The 21,077-nt window shown below is 46.5% G+C and carries 16 protein-coding genes; 11 read left to right on the top strand and 5 right to left on the bottom strand.

Annotated features, from left to right (window positions below; all coding sequences use genetic code 11):
* Positions 1–65: 65 nt before the first annotated feature.
* Both OCU74_RS06995 and cobT read right to left on the bottom strand, forming a co-directional pair.
* Positions 66–839, bottom strand: coding sequence for an adenosylcobinamide-GDP ribazoletransferase (locus tag OCU74_RS06995; protein ID WP_087479043.1), 774 nt, complete (start codon positions 837–839; stop codon positions 66–68).
* Positions 833–1,867 carry a nicotinate-nucleotide--dimethylbenzimidazole phosphoribosyltransferase gene (gene cobT / locus OCU74_RS06990; protein ID WP_087479042.1) on the bottom strand — a complete coding sequence of 345 codons (1,035 nt, stop codon included), beginning with the start codon at positions 1,865–1,867 and terminating at the stop codon, positions 833–835. The genes OCU74_RS06995 and cobT overlap by 7 nt, the downstream gene beginning before the upstream one ends.
* A 324-nt stretch (positions 1,868–2,191) precedes the next feature.
* On the opposite strand from cobT, the gene OCU74_RS06985 reads away from it, so the two are divergent.
* The 11 genes from OCU74_RS06985 (at position 2,192) to purT (ending at position 17,070) form a co-directional block, all read left to right on the top strand.
* Positions 2,192–2,569, top strand: coding sequence for a hypothetical protein (locus OCU74_RS06985; protein ID WP_087479040.1), 378 nt, complete (start codon positions 2,192–2,194; stop codon positions 2,567–2,569).
* 85 nt (positions 2,570–2,654) lie between these two features.
* Complete coding sequence (locus OCU74_RS06980) at positions 2,655–4,037, top strand: TolC family protein (RefSeq protein ID WP_087479039.1); 1,383 nt, start codon at positions 2,655–2,657, stop codon at positions 4,035–4,037.
* Positions 4,038–4,053: 16 nt separating this feature from the next.
* Positions 4,054–5,781 carry an efflux RND transporter periplasmic adaptor subunit gene (locus OCU74_RS06975; protein WP_087479038.1) on the top strand — a complete coding sequence of 576 codons (1,728 nt, stop codon included), beginning with the start codon at positions 4,054–4,056 and terminating at the stop codon, positions 5,779–5,781.
* The gene (locus OCU74_RS06970; protein WP_087479037.1) at positions 5,778–8,906 is read left to right on the top strand and encodes an efflux RND transporter permease subunit; all 3,129 of its coding nucleotides are present in this window, start codon (positions 5,778–5,780) and stop codon (positions 8,904–8,906) included. The genes OCU74_RS06975 and OCU74_RS06970 overlap by 4 nt, the downstream gene beginning before the upstream one ends.
* A gap of 42 nt (positions 8,907–8,948) precedes the next feature.
* A complete protein-coding gene (gene copI, locus OCU74_RS06965; protein WP_087479036.1) occupies positions 8,949–9,482 on the top strand; it encodes a copper-resistant cuproprotein CopI in 534 nt (177 codons plus the stop codon).
* Positions 9,483–10,019: 537 nt separating this feature from the next.
* Complete coding sequence (gene sbcB / locus OCU74_RS06960; protein ID WP_087479035.1) at positions 10,020–11,444, top strand: exodeoxyribonuclease I; 1,425 nt, start codon at positions 10,020–10,022, stop codon at positions 11,442–11,444.
* Between the two features lie 96 nt (positions 11,445–11,540).
* The gene (locus OCU74_RS06955; protein ID WP_087479034.1) at positions 11,541–11,906 is read left to right on the top strand and encodes a CidA/LrgA family protein; all 366 of its coding nucleotides are present in this window, start codon (positions 11,541–11,543) and stop codon (positions 11,904–11,906) included.
* A 12-nt stretch (positions 11,907–11,918) separates the two neighbouring features.
* Positions 11,919–12,596 (top strand): LrgB family protein, encoded by a 678-nt coding sequence (locus OCU74_RS06950; protein WP_087479033.1) that lies wholly within the window; start codon positions 11,919–11,921, stop codon positions 12,594–12,596.
* A gap of 203 nt (positions 12,597–12,799) precedes the next feature.
* Positions 12,800–14,614, top strand: coding sequence for a DUF6055 domain-containing protein (locus OCU74_RS06945; protein ID WP_087479032.1), 1,815 nt, complete (start codon positions 12,800–12,802; stop codon positions 14,612–14,614).
* Between the two features lie 249 nt (positions 14,615–14,863).
* Positions 14,864–15,751, top strand: a complete 888-nt coding sequence (cdd, locus tag OCU74_RS06940; protein ID WP_087479031.1) for a cytidine deaminase — start codon at positions 14,864–14,866, stop codon at positions 15,749–15,751.
* A gap of 143 nt (positions 15,752–15,894) precedes the next feature.
* A complete protein-coding gene (gene purT / locus OCU74_RS06935) occupies positions 15,895–17,070 on the top strand; it encodes a formate-dependent phosphoribosylglycinamide formyltransferase (RefSeq protein WP_087479030.1) in 1,176 nt (391 codons plus the stop codon).
* A 113-nt stretch (positions 17,071–17,183) separates the two neighbouring features.
* Here purT and OCU74_RS06930 read toward each other — a convergent pair whose 3' ends face one another.
* The 3 genes from OCU74_RS06930 to pheT form a co-directional block, all read right to left on the bottom strand.
* Complete coding sequence (locus OCU74_RS06930; protein WP_087479029.1) at positions 17,184–17,828, bottom strand: thiopurine S-methyltransferase; 645 nt, start codon at positions 17,826–17,828, stop codon at positions 17,184–17,186.
* 145 nt (positions 17,829–17,973) lie between these two features.
* Positions 17,974–18,273, bottom strand: a complete 300-nt coding sequence (gene ihfA / locus OCU74_RS06925) for an integration host factor subunit alpha (protein WP_087479028.1) — start codon at positions 18,271–18,273, stop codon at positions 17,974–17,976.
* 406 nt (positions 18,274–18,679) lie between these two features.
* A complete protein-coding gene (pheT, locus tag OCU74_RS06920; protein ID WP_087479027.1) occupies positions 18,680–21,067 on the bottom strand; it encodes a phenylalanine--tRNA ligase subunit beta in 2,388 nt (795 codons plus the stop codon).
* Between the last annotated feature and the right edge of the window lie 10 nt (positions 21,068–21,077).

The raw sequence follows: 21,077 nt of genomic DNA, 5'->3' as shown, positions 1-21,077 counted from the left end.
CGCTTCCTCTCAGGTTTCAGGATACAGGCATACCCCCCCAGAATAATTCAACCCCAAATCTGTATCTAAGAAGCCATCGATGCTGCCAGTACCAGATAAATCGTCAATTCCATGATCTGCTGGACGCCCCCCAAACAGTCACCGGTGAAACCACCGATTCTGCGCAGCAACCACCATTTCAGTCCAAACCGGAGCAAGAAGCATACACATCCCATAATCATCAGTATAGATAAACCTAATCCGATACAGGAAATAATACCGAAAAACAGTAAGATACCTAACTCATATATTGTCTGACGACTGGCTAACGGTTTACTTTTACTGGTATTGCTGTCCGACACATAAGGCATGTCATAAATCAGAGAAGCGGCAATCGCCCGACTCAACGCATAACCCACCAGCAAAACCTGGAGCATGGATGTATGCAGAGCAAGGTAAGACAACACACTATATTTAACGGCTAACGCCATAATCAGAGCTGACGCACCATAGGTTCCGATCCGGCTGTCTTTCATAATTTCCAGACGCCGTTCTGTTGTCATCCCACCACCGATACCATCAGCCATATCCGTCAGACCGTCTTCGTGAAAGGCTCCGGTTAATAACAGACTGACACAGATCATGAGCAGAACACTGATATGCTCCGGCAATACCAGCAGGAACACACTGTAGACACCGTAACAAATCAGCCCAAGTAATAAACCGACCAGTGAAAAATAACGACCGGACTGGTTCATACGTTCCGTCGAGTAAGGAACAGATGCAGGGACCGGAATACGGGAAAAAAAGCTCAGTGACAACAGAAAGAGTTCAATCTGATATTTTACCCGACTCAACATTCCACTTCGACTCCGGCTTCAGCAAAACTTGCCATGGTGTTATAAAATTCTGCTGCTGCACGAACCAGAGGAACCGCAAGTACCGCACCGGTTCCTTCGCCCAAACGTAAATCAAGATCCAGTAACGGATTAGCATTTAATGTTTCCAGAACCCGTTGATGTCCTGATTCTTTAGACTGATGAGCAAAAATCATCAGTTCACGGCATTCCGGTTGCAATCGTGCAGCGACCAGTGCTGCAACAGTCACAATAAAACCGTCAACCAATATTGGAACCCGCTTCTCTGCGGCAGCAAGAAAAGCACCAACCATCTGGACAATTTCATAACCACCGACTTCAGCAAGTACTGTTTTCGGGTCCTGTCCTTTTGCCCGATGCACACCAGATGCAACCAAAGCCACTTTCTTCTGATACTGCTCTGGTGAAATTCCTGTTCCTACCCCGACACAGGATTCAACATCATATTCAGTCAAAGCAGCCAGAATTGCTGCCGCACTACTGGTATTCCCAATCCCCATTTCGCCAAACATGACTAGGTTAGAACCATTCTGAATCGTTTCCAGTACAATTTGTCGCCCAAGAGTTATTCCTTGTTCAACCTGCTCTGGTGTCATCGCCGGTTCTTTAGCAAAGTTACAGGTTCGCTCACCGATACGCTGTACAACCAGTTGGCTTGACTCAGATTCCACCGGGATCAGAATACCGGTATCAATCACTTTGAGCTCAACCTGATTGGCCCGGCAGAAACAATTCACACCAGCGCCACCGGCAAGAAAATTGAGTACCATTTGTTGCGTCACTGCGCTGGGAGCAATACTGACGCCTTCATCAGCGATTCCATGATCACCGGCGAAGACCAAGACTGTTGGCCGATTGATCTGAATTTGCTCTACCGCCTGAGAAAGCCCCTGACTCTGGATCAATGCTAACTGATGTGCCAGAGATTCCAGCTTTCCTAACGACCCTAACGGTTTGGTTTTCTGATCAATTCGTAGTTGTATTGCTTCACTTAAACTTGTATCCAGCATTTGTTATCCCCTAATACATCTCATCGGACATAAAGTCTTCATCATACTTCAATGAGTCCAAGTCTAACCGCAATCTAAGATTTCGGCTATGTCTCTGTTTTTATTGTAAAGGGAAACAACCATCTAACCTATCCATCGGTTATCACCCCCTCCTTCAGCAATGTCTTCATTTAACAAGTGTCTGCTCCTATTCTCATCAATCATCGATTTTATTACGAAATACGCTACTATCAGAAATCGAGTAACAGACAGATACAAATTCGGCTTGACCTTTACCCTGCGTAAACCTTTAATATATGCAAAATTTTTCATTTATTGTTGTTTATGCACTTATCTGTTGGCCGTACAACCTGGATTACGCTGATTGCACTGATGGCTCTGCTTGTGTCCGTCTTCGCTTCAAGTATTATCCTGACAAGTTCTCAGATTTCAGACAGTGCACGATCCAAGGCAAGCATACCTCACACCCATCAGCATCAATCAACGCCCAGACCGGATCAAATGGCGGATAACAGCCATTGTGATGTAGATACGAAATCGGAGCACTACTGTTGCGATTCGGGATGTATCAATGTCCTTGCCGTTATTCCTCAAATCGATGAACTCACTTCCCTGAACGGTCGACTGGCTCTTTTCAAGATGATGCTGTCCGGCGATGCCGTTTATCGTAGTCAATCCCTTTTCAGGCCTCCGATCGCTTAATTCCATTGCTTCAATAGACCAAACAGTTGTCGTTTCTCCGCACTATGTCATGCGGGGGTGTCTACGTGCGCGTTAGCGCTCAACAATGGATATAAAAGTGAATATCAAACCATGCATTCTTGCGCTGTCCGTCAGCGCAGCGGCCTGGATGAATTCGACTGTGTATGCCGATACGATATCGCAAAATACAGTTCAGTCATCTACCGTAACGTCTTTACCTCAATTGATTGAGATCGCATTAAATCACGATGGAAACAGAAAACAATTTCTTGCCGAGGCTCAGGCCATCCGCGAAACCGGGATCGCCGATGCAACATGGATGGATCCGAAACTCAAAGTCGGCGTAACCGGATTACCCGTTGACAGCTTCGAGTTCGATGAAGATCCCATGACCAACCTCTCTATCGGCATCATGCAACAATTTGGGCGGGGTGATACGCTCGATTTGCGTCACAGAAAAGCCAACCAGCAGGCCAATGGTACGGAGCTGCAAGCGGCTGCCCGGGAGCTGGATGTGATCAACAGTATGGTTTTGCTTTGGCTGGAACTCGGATATCAGCAAATTGCAGAAAAGGTTTTACTTGAAAACCGGCAACTGATGCAAGAGATGGAGCAGTTTATTCAAACCAATTATTCAATAGGAAAAAGTGAAACTCAGGATCTCCTTAACGCCCAGCTTCAGGTTTCAAGACTGGATGAAAAACTTCAGACCAACAAACAACGTCAGCAACGCCTGATCGCCCAGCTTTCCGAATGGTTAGGCTCTGACTGGCTGGCTACCGGCCGTAATTTACAGGCAAGCAACCATCTAGACTGGTCAAAACTACAACAACAACTCGATAATAATACCGATTTATACTCCTATTACCCGTATCTGAACCAGCATCCGATGGTCAGAATGACAGACGCTACCATTACTGCCCGTCAGACTCAGGTCGATATTGCCAGACAAGCCTACACACCCCAGTTCGGTATCGAAGTGATGTATGCCTATCGACAATCTAACAATATGAGAGGCGAACCAGCCTCTGATTTAGTCAGTGCCTATCTGACCATGGATATTCCTCTTTTTACCGGAAACCGACAGGACCGGAAGCTGTCAGCAGCCCAGTATCAGGTTGGAGCAGCCCAGTCACAAAAAGATGTGCTGTTAACTCAGATGAACGCAAAGGTCAATGCATTACTGGCTGATCATAAAAATCTGAATCAACGCATTCAACATTATCAATCCACCTTACTGCCTCAGGCGAAAGCCCGGATCCACGCGGTTGAACGCGGTTATCAGAACAATACCGCGCAATTTAATGATGTTATCACGGCCAGTAATGATGAGTTGTCATTACAACTGGAACATCAGCGTCTGTTAACCGACCTCAATATTGTCAATAGCCGTCTGGCGCAACTACTTGGCAGTTACGAGTTTCCGGCAGCAAAGCCACTATCAGCAATTACTCCGGTAAAACAATAACAAGGCAGGAATACGAATGAAAACAACACAAGTTGCCACGCTGGCACTGATTATCGGCGCATCACTGGGCTTTGGCTCCCAATATATTTTCTCCGTTCCGAAAATCTCACAACATGCAATTTCACAAAAAACCATGACAAAAGAAACCGTCCCCTCCGGAGAGAACAAACCACTCTACTGGGTCGCCCCAATGGATCCAAATTATAAACGGGATAAGCCCGGCAAGTCCCCAATGGGGATGGATCTCATTCCTGTTTATGCAGAAAGTTCCGACACTGATAAACAGCCGGGCACAGTGACAATCGACCCATCGGTTGAAAACAATTTAGGTGTCAAAACAGCCTCTGCCGAACTGGTACAACTTTCTCCCCGCATCGAAACCGTCGGTTATATCGCCTTTGACGAAAGCCGTTTATGGCAAATCAATGTCCGGGTTGCAGGATGGATAGAAAAGCTTTACGTCAATACTGTCGGTGAACAGGTCAGCAAAGACGATATTCTGTTCACTCTTTATTCTCCGGAACTGGTAAAAGCTCAGGAAGAGTTACTGAACGCAAACCGAACCGGACGCCGTAATCTGCTTGCAGGTGCAACCGAACGATTGGTTACTCTGGGTGTTGATCGTCAGCAAATTCAATCCATCCTCAAAAATAATCAGGTTTCCCGATCCATCGCAGTCAAAGCTCCGGCAAATGGCGTCGTTGCCAGCCTGAACATCCGGGAAGGCGGTTATTTGTCACCAGCCCAGGCAGTGATTAGTGCCGGCCCACTCAACGAGGTCTGGGTTGATGCTGAAGTGTTTGAACGTCAGGCCCATTGGGTCAAAGCGAAAAGTCTGGCAACAATGACTTTAGATGCGATTCCGGGACGGGAGTGGCAAGGTGAAGTTGATTATGTTTACCCGATTCTGGATCCCAAAACCCGGACGTTACGGGTACGCCTCAAGTTTCCAAACCCCGACGGTGATCTTAAACCCAATATGTTCGCAAACATCGCGTTGCAGCCGGTCACAGAAAAACCGGTCCTGACTATTCCTAAATCTGCGGTGATTCACTCCGGTGGTATGACTCGGATCGTTCTGGCAGAAGGTGACGGCAAATATCGATCGGCCCAAATTGCTACTGGCCGCGAAGACGGAGATAACATCGAAGTGTTACAAGGACTGAAAAAGAACGACCGCGTCGTTACCTCTGCTCAGTTCCTGCTGGATTCAGAGTCCAGTCAGTCTGCGGATTTGTCTCGGATTAACGGTGTCACATCTCAGGCACAAACCGCCTGGGCTTCCGGTGAAATTACCGATGTCATGAAAGAACACCGGATGCTGACGATTAATCACCAGCCGGTACCAGAGTGGGACTGGCCGGGAATGGTCATGAATTTCACACTCGCTGACAACATTGAGGCAGACAATCTGCAACCGGGTCAAGCCATTGATTTTGAGTTAAAGAAAACCGCAAGTGGTGGATATGAAATCATCGACTTCAAGATCGGAGATACCGTTATCTCAGCAGAGGTATGGCTAAACGGAGATATTAGTTCTCTGATGAAAGATTACGGCATGATCACGCTGAAGCACCAACCGGTCGCAGAATGGAACTGGGATTCTGGTGAAATGAATTTTTCCGTAGGGGACAAAGTGGACTTATCCGGCTTTGCTGAAGGTGACCGGGTCCGATTTCTAGTTCGCAGACAAAATTCTGAATATATTCTGCAGCAACTCCAACCGGTTGAGGGGGCACAATGATTAATACAATTATTCGCTGGTCGGTCAATAACCGGTTTCTTGTGCTTATCGCAACATTCGCATTGATTTTAGCCGGACTTTACAGCGTAAAGAACACTCCGGTCGATGCCATTCCGGATCTGTCAGATGTACAGGTTATTATCAAAACCAGTTATCCGGGTCAGGCACCTCAGGTCGTTGAAGATCAGGTCACCTATCCTTTAACCACGGCAATGCTGGCAGTTCCCGGAGCCAAAACTGTACGGGGTTACTCCTTCTTCGGCGACTCATATGTCTACATCATTTTCGATGATAAGACGGATATGTACTGGGCACGTTCCCGTGTTCTGGAGTATCTCAGCCAGGTAGCCCCGAGACTACCGGACAACGCTAAACCAACTTTAGGTCCAGATGCAACCGGTGTGGGCTGGGTGTTCAGCTATGTATTACAGGATAAAACCGGTCAACGCCATTTAGCAGAACTACGCAGCCTGCAGGACTGGTTTCTGAAATATGAACTGCAAACGGTTCCCGGCGTTTCTGAAGTGGCTACCGTTGGCGGAATGGTCAAGCAGTATCAGGTACAGATTGATCCTGCCAAATTACGGGCTTATGACCTGACACTGCAACAGGTGAATATGGCGATTCAGAACGGAAATCAGGAGAGCGGAGCATCGGTGATTGAAGTCGCAGAAGCTGAACATATGGTACGGACAACCGGCTATCTGACCGGAATTCAGGATATTCAGTCACTCCCTCTGAAAGTTACAGAAAAAGGCACACCACTGTTACTGGGAGACATTGCGGATATTACACTCGGCCCTCAGATGCGCCGGGGTATTTCCGAATTGAATGGTGAGGGAGAGGCTGTCGGAGGTGTAATCGTAATGCGCTTCGGTGAAAATGCCAGCCGTGTGATTAGTGATGTGAAAGATAAACTGGCAAGCTTACAGCGCAGCCTGCCGGATGGCGTGGAAATTGTACCGGTCTATGACCGTTCAGACCTGATTCACTCCGCTGTTGAGAATCTCTGGAAAAAGCTGGCAGAAGAATTCATTGTCGTTGCGATCGTATGTGCACTGTTTCTGTTTCACATCCGCTCATCTCTGGTCATCGCATTCAGTCTGCCCGTCGGCATTCTGGTCGCTTTCATCATCATGCACTGGCAAGGGATCAACGCCAATATAATGTCATTAGGCGGGATCGCAATTGCGATAGGAGCCATGGTTGATGGTGCAATTGTGATGATTGAAAACGTTCACAAACATATTGAGCGCACTCCACTAACCGATAAGAACCGCTGGCGGATTATCACTGAAGCAACTCAGGAAGTCGGGCCACCGCTTTTCTTTTCATTACTGATCATTACCTTAAGCTTTGTTCCTGTCTTCGCACTGGAAGGTCAGTCCGGCAAGATGTTCTCACCACTCGCCTTCACAAAAACTTATGCGATGGCTGCATCTGCCGGACTGGCGATCACTCTGGTTCCTGTTTTGATGGGTTACTTTATCCGGGGGAAGGTACTGCCTGAACATAAAAACCCGGTCAACCGCATATTAGTTGGTCTGTATCGTCCTCTGCTCAACCTCAGTCTGAATTACCCGAAACTGATGATCGTTATTGCTTCAGGGCTGATGTTTTCAGCATATTATCCGGCCAGTAAATTGGGCAGCGAATTCATTCCGCCACTGGATGAAGGTGATCTGATGTATATGCCGACAACCTATCCGGGAATTTCAATTGGTAAAGCGCGGGAGTTACTGCAACAGACCAACAAACTGATCAAAACCATACCAGAAGTGAAAACTGTGTGGGGCAAAATCGGCCGGGCAGAAACCGCAACGGATCCGGCCCCGCTTACCATGATTGAGACCGTGATACAGTTCAAGCCTCGTCACCAGTGGCGTGAAGGAGTTACTCCACAGTCTTTGCGTAAAACGCTGGATGACCTTATCCAGTTTCCCGGATTGACCAACGCCTGGGTGATGCCGATTAAAACCCGTATCGATATGCTGGCAACCGGTATCAAAACTCCGATTGGTATCAAAATCGTTGGTCCGGAACTGAATGTGATTGAAGAAATAGGTGCACAACTGGAGCCAATTCTCAACGATATTACCGGTACGGCTTCCGTCTACGCAGAGCGTGTTGCCGGTGGCCGTTATATCACAGTAGATATTCAACGCCGTCAGGCTGCCCGGTATGGACTAAGTATTAAAGACATTCAGCAGGTCGTTGCTACAGCTGTCGGTGGAATGAACGTCGGTGAAACAATCGAAGGTTTGGAACGCTATCCGATTAATGTCCGATACCCACAAAATTACCGTGACTCTGTCGTCAGGCTGCAAAACCTCCCGCTGGTCACACCGAATGGAGCACGTATTGCGTTAGCTGATGTTGCAAACATTCGCTATGAAGACGGTCCGCCGATGATTAAAACCGAAAACGCCCGTCCCAATGGCTGGGTATATGTTGATATTGAAAAACGGGATCTTGGCTCCTATGTCTCAGAAGCGCGACAAGTAGTGGCCCAAAAACTCAAGCTACCACCGGGATATGCGTTAACCTGGTCCGGACAATATGAATATATGGAACGGGCCAAAGACCGGTTGAGTATGGTTGTCCCCATCACACTTGTCATCATCATGATGCTGCTTTACTTCAGCTTCCGTCGCTTGGGTGAAGTACTTATTATCATGGCAACATTGCCACTCGCGATGGTCGGGGGGCTGTGGCTGATGTATTCCCTCGGCTATAACCTTTCGATTGCTGTCGGAGTCGGCTTTATTGCTCTGGCTGGTGTCGCCGTTGAAATTGGTGTCATCATGCTGGTTTATCTTAATCAGGCCTGGCACGCCAGAAAACTCGATGCCCAGCAAGACAAACTCCCTTTAAGCAGAGATGATCTCAACAAGGCAATACATGAAGGCGCAGGGTTACGTGTCCGTCCGGTCATGATGACTGTTATGACAGTAATCATCGGTTTAATCCCGATCATGTACGGGGAAGGCACCGGGTCAGAAGTCATGCAACGTATTGCCGCACCGATGATCGGTGGTATGGCTTCGGCCCTCATACTTACACTATTTGTTTTACCCGCTATTTTTAAGTTATGGAAACAGCGGGAAGTCACTCAGGCTAAATAGATGTTCTGTGGAAAATGTTCCGTAACAACTAAGGAAACTCTAATGAGAAAAATGTTAATCGCAATCGTACTGACCCTCACGGCAACAACTACATTTGCCCACATGGAACATTCCGGTTCAGATCACGATACAATGAACAACAACCAGATGAGTGGCGGCACCAACATGGAGCACTCTGAAATGATGGACATGGATGGAATGTCCGCAGTCGGCATGCCGGCAACCGGGGCCAAACCAGACAAAGTGGTCCACGTGATATTAGATGACAACATGAGAATCACCTTCAAAAAAGAGGTGAACATTCAACCGGATGATATTGTGCAATTCGTCGTGATCAACACCGGCAAAATTGTTCACGAATTCTCGATTGGCTCAGAGCAAGAGCAACTTGAACATCGTGAAATGATGAAAACTGCAAACAGCCATCATCAACATGACTCCGGCAGTACCGTGACTGTCGCTCCGGGAAAAGCGAAACAGTTGATCTGGCATTTTCATGGCGAAAGGAACGTTGAATTCGCCTGTAATATCCCAGGTCACGCCGAGGCCGGTATGATTAAGAAGATCAAATTATAACCTCAGCTCGCGGATACGGAGTCTCCTGACTCCGTATCTTTTCTGACACTGATGAGAACATTTGAAAACCCTCAGCCTAACCGGACAGGTGATACCAGCCACATTCGTTTTATAATCCTGACAGATCTAATTCCACAATGACCAAAAACATCCTGCTACGCTTAAACAAAGGCATCCATGTTTTACTGCTTATTTATAGAAAGGGGTTGTTCCACTACATCCATCAAAATAATTAGTTCATTTGCAGAATTAGTGTTATTCCGCCACAAACTTTATTTTCAAACCCAAAGTGATAGAATTCTCTGCACTGACAATGCCCCGACGGTCAACATTCATGAATTGTCTTGCTTTTCTAAGGCTGATTACCGGATACTTGTTGCAACAGAACTATGTATGCTTGCCATTGAAATAAACAATACGAAAGAGTCATTCTTGCCTTGAAAACGGCTTCTCCACTATTCGGTTCCGTTATTCGCCCGATGACCCATCGTATTCATTCAACTGGTTGATTTAACTAATTTAATCAACACATTATATATGAAAAATAGCGAACAACCGACATTCTTCTTTTTTGATTATGAAACCTGGGGAACGCACCCTGCCAAAGATCGCCCTTGCCAGTTTGCCGGTGTCCGGACCGATTCGGATTTCAATGTCATCGGAGAACCATTAGTCATCTTTTGCAAGCTTCCGGCAGATTACCTTCCGGCACCGGAAGCAGCTCTGATTACCGGCATTACACCACAGCAGGCCAATACCAAAGGTTTATCCGAACCGGAATTTATCCACCGTATTCATCAGGAACTGGCAAAACCCAATACAACCAGTCTGGGCTATAACAATATTCGCTTTGACGATGAGATCACCCGCTATACCTGCTACCGTAATTTTATCGACCCCTATGCATGGAGCTGGCAGAACGGTAACTCCCGCTGGGACTTGCTGGATGTAGCCAGAGCCTGTCATGCACTTCGCCCGGAAGGTGTTGAGTGGCCTCAAAATGAGGATGGAACTACCAGCTTCAAACTGGAACATCTCTCCGTTGCGAATGGTATCGAACATGCCAACGCGCATGATGCGATGGCTGATGTTTACGCGACCATTGAACTAGCAAAAGTTATCAGAAAGGCACAACCCAAATTATTTGATTACTTTTGCAGTATGCGCCATAAGCGTAAGCTGAACGACCTGATCGATATTGTCAGCATGACACCATTGATGCACGTGTCCGGTATGTTGGGAAGTCACTGTCAATACACCAGTTGGGTTGTTCCACTCGCATGGCACCCTCAGAATAAAAATGCCGTGATCATGGTTGACCTGGCAAAAGATCCACAACCACTTTTTGATCTGGATGCTGATGCGCTTCGGGGACGTCTCTATACCAAACATGATGATTTACAAGAGGATGAACTCCCTGTCCCGGTTAAACTGGTGCATCTGAATAAATGCCCGATCCTTGCTCCGGCCAAAACGCTGACAGCAGAGAACGCCAGCTCGATAGGAATCGACAGAGACAAGTGTCTGCATCATTTAGCACTGATCAAACAACACCCGGAAATCAGAGAGAAGCTGGTACAGATTTTTAGTGAAGAAAAAGACTATACCACGGATTCCGATGTAGACACGCAGCTGTACAGCGGCTTCTTCAATCCTGCCGATAAAGCGGCGATGGAAATCATCCGGCAAACATCTCCTGATGCATTGCAGGATTTATCCATTTCTTTTCAGGATCCGCGTATCAAACCGCTATTGTTCCGTTATCGGGCCAGAAATTATCCGGAGACACTCACAATGCCGGAACAGAAACAGTGGCAATCCCACTGTCAGGACTACTTCTCTCAGCACATGGATGATTATATTCTGCGTCTGGAAAATCTTGCTCATGAACATGAGCAGGATGCGCACAAGATGCAGATACTGAAATCAATCTACCATTACGTTGCCAGCCTGACATCGTAGTGGATTTACTCGCCGGATATTATCTTCATGCTGGTCTTTTTATGGATAAGGCTTTCATGTAGTGAAGATGAATATCCGCTAATTTCGGAAATCGACATGATAATCTCACTGCTCAAATATGTTGTCTCTTTTGGAGCAATCTTTACTTCTCTGTGGCTCGGAACCCTTCTTCAGGTCTGGTTACATCTTTCCATTCCGGGCAGCGTTCTGGGAATGCTGATTCTGTTTATTGCCCTCTCCAGCGGACTACTGCCGGTCACCTGGGTAAAACCGGGCGCTTCACTGTTTATCCGCTATATGGTTTTTCTCTTTGTTCCAATCAGTGTCGGCCTGATGGTTCATTTCGATACACTTGTCCGGAATGCGTTACCTATTTTTGCCAGTGCTGTTGGTGGCACAATCATTGTGTTGGTCGGTATGGGTCTGTTACTGGATCGCATGCTGAAAAAAGAACATCACTGAGGAATATCACAAATGTGGCTTTTTATTACTATTGCTATCTTTTTTGCCGTCCGCTGGCTGTGCCAAAAATGCCAGACACCGCTTGCGAATCCTCTACTGATTTGTGTGGCAATTCTTATCGGTATCCTGATCTATTTTCACGTTCCTTATCAAACCTATGCAGCAGACAATCAGTGGGTCAACTTTTTACTACAACCCGCTGTCGTTGCTCTCGCCTACCCACTTTATGAGCAATTACCACAAATTCGGGCCAAATGGCGAATCATCCTGTTTGCCTGTGTTTTTGGCAGTGTAATGTCTATGCTCACGACAGCGCTGATTGCGATATTATTTCATGCGGATATGCCTCTCATTGCCGCTTTGCTGGCAAAATCAGTCACCACACCGATTGCGATGGAAATCACCAGTAATCTGGGAGGAGAACCGTCAATTGCTGCGATTTTAGTCCTGATTGTCGGCCTGTTCGGCGCTATTTTCGCATACCCGATTTACCGGTTTCTGAATATCACCCATCCGATCGCAAAAGGGCTCACGATGGGAAGTGTCTCTCACGCCTTGGGGACAGCAAGCTGTGTAGAAAATGATCCCAGAGATGCAGCATTCAGCTCTCTTGCTCTGGTTCTCTGCGGTATTATTACTTCTGTACTGGCACCGTTGGCATATGTCTTCGCATTATGGTGTAGTCAGTAATATGCAGATGTAGTTATTGACAAACTAACCGATAATGTACTGTCATATCTAATTGATGCGATACGATAAATGAATATTTTAAATACAGTATCCATACTGTAAAAAAAGATTAGGGGTAGATCAAAAAACGTACAAAAACAAATCAATCAAAAGCATCTTGTTTCATATAATCATCATGAACTCATTCATGAGGATAATACGAAATGAAATATAAGAAATACAATATAGTTAACATCGTCAGTATGCTGGGTCTCACCCTGATGTTGCTGGCTTCTGCCAGTAATGTGAATGCCGCCCAGTCGTGTGTCGCCGGTAACTGGGTTGCTCCAGCTGCCACCGGAACCGACGGTTCACCGCTCAGAATAGAAAGTGCACACTTTGCCACTTACTGGGCTGACGGCACGAACATCAATCAGTCCCAAGCCTGGAATGCGTTGAATACGCTGGAAAGTATCTGGGACATCTACTTCGGCGACACAGTCAATTTTCAGGAACCTTACTGTAACTCGTCAGCAAAATACAAAGCGGGTATCCATTTTGGTAATAACTATGGTCTGTCCGGCGGTGGCTGGTATAGCAATGGTCATAGTAATATGGGCATGTGGGTCGGCCCCGGAACAGCAGCAGACGGCTGGGGACTTGCTCACGAATTCGCACATGGCGTTCAGTCTCTAACACCGGCATTCCCTGAATGTGGTGGCGTCGCATGCTGGATTTATGAAAGTCATGCCAACTGGATGGCTCATCAGGTCTTCCCGACCAATCTCCATTGCAGTGAAATGCTGGCCAATGCCCCTCATCTGCATTATGGCAACACCCGGGACCGTTACTGTAACTGGCAATTCTTCGAGTACCTCAAAGATAAGTTTGGTCATGAAGTCGTCAACAATATGTGGACAAAAGACGCACCATATGGCTGGCGTGATCCCTGGACAAAGCTCATGTATAACCAGAACTGGAATATCGAACAGTTAAATGATCTGTTCGGTGAATGGGCAATGCACAATGTTACCTGGGATTACCGAAATCCGGATGGCAGTAATAAAGGTTCACTGTTCCGCTCCACTTATGGTGCCATTGATCAGGATCCAGGCAACAATACCCATCGCCGGTTACGCCTGACACAGCTGGAATCTATGGATAATCAGTGGCAGGGCAATCACCGTTTTGTTTCACCTTACCACTGGGCACCACAGCGTTGGGGTTATAATGTCATTCGTCTCTATCCTGAAGCAAACACAAGAAATGTAACCATTACATTTCGTGGTGTCGCCCAGTCCGGTGCAAATTCAGGGTGGCGCTGGGGTCTGGTAGCGACCGACAGCAGTCTGTCTCGTCCCCGTTACAGTGAACTGAAAAGTGGTACTGATGGTCAATTAAGCTTTGCCGTTAATTCCAACGAAGAGCTTTATCTGGTCGTTCTTGCTGCGCCAACCCAGTACCAAAAAATTACCTGGGAAGGAACATCTGACGGCACACCATATCCTTCTATCTACCGTTATCCATATATGGTACAGATGCAGGGCGCCTGGCCGGCAGGCTTCCGGAATGGCAACAGAGACGCCTGCCCTAACGGTACCGTTCGGCATCCATATGGCGGCGGATGTGCTGTTAATGGTACACCATCAAGTGTTTATGTCGGCCCTTATGCCAAAGTATTGGGAGGAAATGTCTCAGGTAATGCACGAATCGTTGATCATGCCACGGTTGTGAATGGAACTGTTTCCGGTAATAGTACTGTCGGTGCCATGAGTCTGATTGGGGTTGCTCCGAACAACTATATGTGGGGACGCCAGTTCCATGTTCGGGACAATGCAGTTGTCGAATCAACGTTTTATCCGATGGGATGGTTCTCCGATAATCAGAGTGCCAGTGGCAATGTCCGCCTGCTTGGAGATTTAGAGTACTACACAAGTAAATCTTACAACACATTCTACGGACTGGTGAATGACAACTGGAATGGAGTCAACAGTGTCAACGAAGTCACTGTGATGCCTCCTTATCAGTGGCGGAATTAGTCGCTGAAACCGTAGTGATAAATAGATAGAAGTATCCCGGAATACGTCTGCGTGTCGTATTCCGGTTTTCCGGATAAAGTTACACCGCATACTGATAATAGAATTTATTATCACCCACCATATGGTGATATAAATCACAATATTAATGAAACTGAAACAATTATTGGTCGCATAATAAGAATTTAGTCACAACAAATTAATCAAACTACGCTAGTATGAAATACCTGAAGTTGTGAAAGAGATGAAAATATGACCCAAGACTTACTCACTGTTCTCAGTCAGTTTCCCGCCACTCTGGCTAAGCAAGTCGAGAATATCATCATAGATCCGAGCTTTTCTGCCTACTTCACCTCACAACAAGTCGAGCAGCTGACCCACAGTACCGATATGGACACACAGACACTCGCTCAGCATCTGCTACCGCTGGCTGCTGCTTATGCATATACACCGATTTCAGATTTTCGGGTCGGAGCGATTGTCCTCGGAGAATCCGGGGCGCTGTACTTTGGTGCCAACATTGAGTTCTCTAACGTGCAACTAGGGCAAACCATTCATGCGGAACAGGCAGCAATCGTTCATGCCTGGATGGCCGGAGAAAAAAGGCTGACCGACATCATCATCGATACTCCACCCTGTGGTCATTGCCGCCAGTTTATGAATGAACTCTCAGGCGCAGACACATTACATATTACACTGCCCGGCAAAGAAGCTAAAAAATTGCATGACTATCTTCCTGAGGCATTCGGACCATTAGATCTGGGAATCCAGACCGGTTTGATGGGGGAACAATCACATCAAGTCCATGCAGAATATTCAGATCCGTTAAAACAGGAAGCAATTAAAGCATTAAACAAAAGCTATGCTCCATATAGCAATACTTTTAGTGGTATCGCCATAGAACTTACGGACCAGAGAGTTTCTTTAGGTGCCTATGCCGAAAATGCGGCTTTCAATCCCAGCCTTCCCCCACTTCAGGTCGCGCTGGTACAACTCAGAATGCATGGCTCTGCATTTAATGACATCAAACGTGTTGTCCTTGCCGAAACGAAAAGCGGAAAGATAACCCATCTGGACGATACCCGTTCAACCCTGCAAAAAATCGACCCCAATATACAACTGGAATATATTCAAATATAAGATTCTTCTGAACATAACCAGTTAATAATTCATGAGAAATCCCCCTTCTCATGTTTAACCTCCCCAAAAAGCAAACGTTTGCTTTTTGGGGCGATTCCAGTATGATTGCCGCAGTTTTCATAATGAAATGAGGAAATCAGATAATGTTGGGGACAGCGACAAGAGAAAGTGCAACACGAGTTCTGCTACTTGGCTCCGGAGAGCTGGGCAAGGAAGTCGCTATCGAGTGCCAGCGGCTGGGGCTGGAAGTCATTGCTTGTGACCGATACGCTAATGCACCGGCAATGCAGGTTGCTCATCGTTGCCATGTGTTCAATATGCTGGATGGTGATGCACTACGTAAAGTGATTGAGCTGGAAAAACCCGACTATGTGGTTCCCGAAGTTGAGGCAATTGCAACGGCAACACTTGTTGAGATGGAAGCTGAAGGCATCAACATCGTACCAACAGCCAAAGCAACCCAACTGACCATGAATCGTGAAGGGATCCGCCGCCTGGCTGCTGAGACATTATCTTTGACGACCTCACCCTATCGTTTTGCTGATAACTACGATAGTTTCCGGGATGCTATTGCAGAAGTGGGACTTCCATGCGTCGTCAAACCGGTCATGAGTTCTTCTGGTAAAGGCCAAAGTGTCATCAAATCAGAACAGGATATCGATAAAGCCTGGGACTATGCACAGGAAGGTGGCAGAACTGGTGCCGGAAGAGTTATCGTGGAAGGCTTTATTGACTTTGACTATGAGATTACCCAGTTAACTGTCAGTGCCGTCGATGGTATCCATTTCTGTGCACCAATAGGACACCGTCAGGAAGATGGTGACTACCGGGAATCCTGGCAGCCTCAGGCCATGTCTGAAACAGCACTGAAAAATGCACAAGAAGTTGCAGGTAAAGTCGTCACAGCACTCGGCGGATACGGAATCTTCGGTGTTGAGCTATTTGTAAAAGGTGATCAAGTCATCTTCAACGAAGTGTCTCCACGTCCACATGATACAGGACTGGTTACTCTGGCTTCTCAGAACCTATCCGAATTTGCCCTGCACGTACGCGCATTTACCGGATTACCGGTTCAGCAGATCGTTCAATATCAACCGGCAGCTTCAGTTGCTTTACTTGGTCAGGGAACATCTGACAATATTCGTTTTGACGGTCTGGCAGCAGCACTGACTGTACCGGGAACACAACTTCGCCTGTTTGCTAAACCAGAAATCGGAGGAAGAAGAAGACTCGGAGTAACTCTGGCTACAGGAGAAAACGTAGAGCAGGCCAAAGAAGCAGCTCTGGCATGTGCCCGTCAGATTATCATTCATTACTAAGACAATGAATCTGCCAGTATAAAGCCACAATACAATAGAAATGAAACATGATGGCAGAATAAAAACAGGCCGGGTCTTTATAACCTGGCCTTTATCATTTCAACCAACATGCTCTAGGCTTCAATAAGCCAGACTTCATCGGCAAATCGGGTAAGATTTTGTCTGGCAATCTTCGGATGATGCTGATCCGCTTCCTGACGACAAAGTAACATTGTTTTCATCCCCGGAAATAGTTGTTGTACCTGTTCAGCGTCAACACTAAACGGTGGTCCGGCTAATTCATCCTGTACATAATCTACCGTAATCAGAAGAATCCTTCCACCCGGTTTCAGCAACGAACATAACCGCTGGGCATATGCATATCTCTGGGATGGAGCAATTGACACCAATGCCGCCCGATCATAAATCAGATCGACGCCACTAAGTGGAGCTGTGAATACATCACCCTGATAGATTTCTAGCTCGTCAAATTCATAATACACATGAGATGAATCAATATGTGTCACTAACGGTAGGTAAAAGTGCTCGGCAAAAAAAGCCCTGACAGCAATTTCACTGAGTTCCACACCAATGACTTTTTGGTGTTTCGACGCCAGCCAGACGAGATCTTCACTCTTTCCACATAAGGGAACAAGAACATGCTCATCTCCCTTTGGTGACAATGCAGGCCAGTATTCTATCAACAACGGATTAACATCAGTCGAATGAAAACCAATACGATTTGAAGCCCACTTTGTGAGCCAGAAATCTTTATCCATGAAGAACTTCTCTGATATAAAAACAATAGCCACTGGAACAGGTCTACAGTAGAACTGTTTATCAGTGGCAAAAGGCTAGAAGCCGGAAAGAATATAAGATTCATCAATGAAAGCGTACCGCCTGTACACCTTCATGTATCACTCATTACTCTTCGTTCGGTTCTATATTTTCGACGCGGGCTTTCAGTTTCTGGCCCGGGCGGAATGTGACAACACGTCTTGCAGTAATCGGAATATCCTCACCGGTTTTTGGATTTCGACCAGGACGCTCGTTCTTGTCTCTCAGGTCAAAATTACCAAAGCCAGACAGTTTTACCTGCTCGCCATTTTCCAGAGCTTTACGGATTTCCTCAAAAAATGCTTCAACCGTTTCCTTGGCATCCCGTTTACTAAACTCAAGCTTTTCGAACAGGTTTTCAGCCAAATCGGCCTTTGTGAGCGCCATAAAACTTCCCTCAAAGCTATATTGAACCTTACTGTCGATATGACAGCACCAAAGCATTTTTACTCAGCCAATCAACAACATATCGGCTTTATTGTAAATAGTGTATGCCAACCTTCTGATTTACGCCAACTTTTTTATTAAATCGCTTGTAAAATAAACACTCTAATCGTAAGGATTGTGGGAGAACATCACATTTCATCCACAGACAATTGATTATTCAATCGAAAAAATCGAGAGTATTCAACAGAAAGTTATTTCATAACTATTTGATTATTATCATAATAATGTCAAAATTACGCCAGAAGATCAAATATGTTTGTCCATCAGGTCTAAATATTTATCCTCACCATAAAAAAACAGGCTGATGTGTATCACATCAGCCTGTTTAGTCACTCAATCAAAGGACTTAGTCACGAAGGACTGCACCATATTTTTCAGAGACTACAGCAACAATTTCACTAACTGCAGCAGAAATTTCAGCTTCTTCCAGAGTTCTCTCGACTGACTGTAATGTCAAAGCAATGGCAAGGCTCTTCTTCCCATCTTCAACACCTTTTCCAACGTAAACATCAAAAAGCTTCGCTTCCTGAAGCAACTGCCCACCAGCCTGAGAGCAAGCTGCGACCACTTCTCCGGATGTCACGTTCTGATCAACAACCAAAGCAATGTCACGGCGGTTCGCAGGGAATTTTGAAACCGATGCGATTTCTGGAATCAAACGTTGATTTAGTCCACTCCACTCGATCTCAAACACAACCGTTTTACCATTCAGGCCAAACTTGCGCTCAATTTCCGGATGAACCGTACCAATGATACCAATCTGACGGCCTTCATAATACACAGCGGCTGTCTGTCCCGGATGTAATGCCGGGTGTCTGGCAGCAGAGAATGAATACGCATTCGGGTTTGATGTCAGCTCAAGAACTGCTTCCACATCACCTTTCGCGTCAAAGAAATCAACGGTTCGGCTTTCCAGATCCCAATGTTCTTCACCCTGAGTTCCGGCAATCACACCCGCAATCATCGCTTCCTGACGGATACCCTGATCGGCCAGCTGATCAGGAATAAAACGCAAGCCATGCTCAAATAAACGAACACGAGGTTGCTGGCGCTTCTGATTATGTACAACCGTATTTAACAATCCCTGAATCAATCCCAACCGCATTGCTGACATATCCGCAGAAATAGGATTTGGCAATACCAACGGTTCTACATCAGGAACGATCAGTTTCTGTTGCTCCAGCTCAACAAAACTATAGGTAATTGCTTCGTGATAACCACGGTCAACTAACAAATCACGGACACGTTTCAGCGATAAGTCAGCCTCTTTGTGCAGGTTCATGGTAAGTGCAGCCTGTGGAGCCTGAAGTGGGATATTGTCATAACCATACATACGGCCAATTTCTTCAATCAGGTCCTGCTCAATGGCAATATCGAAACGCCATGTCGGTGCCACAGCCGTCCAGCCACCATCAATGACAGCAACTTCCATTCCTAAACGAGTCAGAATTTCAACGACGTCTTCATCAGCGATAAAGTGTCCCAGTAAACGGTCGAGCTTTTCACGACGGAGTGTAACTGTTCCCGGCTGAGGCAGGTATTGCTCAGACTCAGCCACAACAACAGACGCTGCTTCACCGCCACAGATGCTCACCAGCAATTCAGTAGCACGCTCCATTGCGCGGGTTTGTAACGCATAATCAACTCCGCGTTCATAACGCATGGAAGAATCAGTATGCAGACCGTAGCTTCTCGCCCGCCCACGGATACTGTCCGGCGCAAAAAATGCACACTCCAGTAAAATATCCCGGGTTTGTTCATTGACACCGGAACCTTCACCACCAAAGACACCAGCAATTGCCAAAGCTTTATGATGATCGGCAATCACCAAAGTATCACTATTCAGCGTTGCTTCAGTACCATCCAGCAGCGTCAGTTTTTCATTCTGTTCTGCCATCCGGACAACAATGCCACCATCAATCTTCGCCAGATCAAATGCATGCATTGGCTGTCCCTGTTCCAACATGACATAGTTAGTCACATCGACAATCGGATCGATGGAACGTAATCCGCTCCGGCGAAGTTTTTCCTGCATCCACAATGGTGTTTGAGCATCAATGTTCACATTTTTTACAATACGACCAAGATAGCGGGGACACGCATCAGGTGCTTTGACTTCAATAGAAATCAGAGCATCAGTTGAAGGTTCAACAGGCTGAATGACCGGTTCCGTAACATCCATTCGGTTTAAGGCTCCGACTTCACGGGCCAGACCACGCAGACTGAAACAATCGGCACGATTTGACGTCAAGTCGACATCAATCGTCATATCATCTAATTTAAGGAACTCACGAAAGTCCATTCCCAGTGGGGCATCAGCGGGCAGTTCCATAATTCCGTTTGACTCAACATCGATGCCAAGCTCCGAGAATGAACACAACATGCCGTGAGACGGCTGACCACGCAGTTTTGCTTTCTTGATCTTAAAATCACCCGGCAAAACTGCACCAACCGTAGCAACCGCAACTTTTAGCCCCTGACGGCAGTTTGGTGCACCACAAACGATATCAAGTAACGCTTCTTCACCCACATCAACTTTTGTAACGCGTAGTTTGTCAGCATCAGGGTGTTGGGCACATTCGACTACCTGTCCGACTTTCACACCGGTAAATGTACCGGCAACGGCGATCACATCATCTACTTCAAGACCCGCCATTGTAATCTGGTGAGCAAGTTCGTCTGTGGTTACTGACGGATTCACCCACTCACGCAGCCATGATTCACTGAATTTCATTCTAATTTCA

It is taken from the genome of Vibrio mangrovi (assembly GCF_024346955.1).
In the GTDB taxonomy this organism is placed as follows: domain Bacteria; phylum Pseudomonadota; class Gammaproteobacteria; order Enterobacterales; family Vibrionaceae; genus Vibrio; species Vibrio mangrovi.
Note: the sequence above shows the minus strand (reverse complement) of the source record. Positions and strands in the feature narration are given on the sequence as shown.

What these genes read in the sequence shown, in the direction of transcription:
- OCU74_RS06995 (WP_087479043.1), bottom strand. Translation starts at nt 839, where the DNA reads ATGTTGAGTCGGGTAAAATATCAGATTGAACTCTTTCTGTTGTCACTG.
- OCU74_RS06985 (WP_087479040.1), top strand. Translation starts at nt 2,192, where the DNA reads ATGCACTTATCTGTTGGCCGTACAACCTGGATTACGCTGATTGCACTG.
- OCU74_RS06950 (WP_087479033.1), top strand. Translation starts at nt 11,919, where the DNA reads ATGTGGCTTTTTATTACTATTGCTATCTTTTTTGCCGTCCGCTGGCTG.
- ihfA (WP_087479028.1), bottom strand. Translation starts at nt 18,273, where the DNA reads ATGGCGCTCACAAAGGCCGATTTGGCTGAAAACCTGTTCGAAAAGCTT.
- sbcB (WP_087479035.1), top strand. Translation starts at nt 10,020, where the DNA reads ATGAAAAATAGCGAACAACCGACATTCTTCTTTTTTGATTATGAAACC.
- cdd (WP_087479031.1), top strand. Translation starts at nt 14,864, where the DNA reads ATGACCCAAGACTTACTCACTGTTCTCAGTCAGTTTCCCGCCACTCTG.
- pheT (WP_087479027.1), bottom strand. Translation starts at nt 21,067, where the DNA reads ATGAAATTCAGTGAATCATGGCTGCGTGAGTGGGTGAATCCGTCAGTA.
- OCU74_RS06980 (WP_087479039.1), top strand. Translation starts at nt 2,655, where the DNA reads ATGGATATAAAAGTGAATATCAAACCATGCATTCTTGCGCTGTCCGTC.
- purT (WP_087479030.1), top strand. Translation starts at nt 15,895, where the DNA reads ATGTTGGGGACAGCGACAAGAGAAAGTGCAACACGAGTTCTGCTACTT.
- OCU74_RS06955 (WP_087479034.1), top strand. Translation starts at nt 11,541, where the DNA reads ATGATAATCTCACTGCTCAAATATGTTGTCTCTTTTGGAGCAATCTTT.
- OCU74_RS06930 (WP_087479029.1), bottom strand. Translation starts at nt 17,828, where the DNA reads ATGGATAAAGATTTCTGGCTCACAAAGTGGGCTTCAAATCGTATTGGT.
- cobT (WP_087479042.1), bottom strand. Translation starts at nt 1,867, where the DNA reads ATGCTGGATACAAGTTTAAGTGAAGCAATACAACTACGAATTGATCAG.
- copI (WP_087479036.1), top strand. Translation starts at nt 8,949, where the DNA reads ATGAGAAAAATGTTAATCGCAATCGTACTGACCCTCACGGCAACAACT.
- OCU74_RS06970 (WP_087479037.1), top strand. Translation starts at nt 5,778, where the DNA reads ATGATTAATACAATTATTCGCTGGTCGGTCAATAACCGGTTTCTTGTG.
- OCU74_RS06945 (WP_087479032.1), top strand. Translation starts at nt 12,800, where the DNA reads ATGAAATATAAGAAATACAATATAGTTAACATCGTCAGTATGCTGGGT.
- OCU74_RS06975 (WP_087479038.1), top strand. Translation starts at nt 4,054, where the DNA reads ATGAAAACAACACAAGTTGCCACGCTGGCACTGATTATCGGCGCATCA.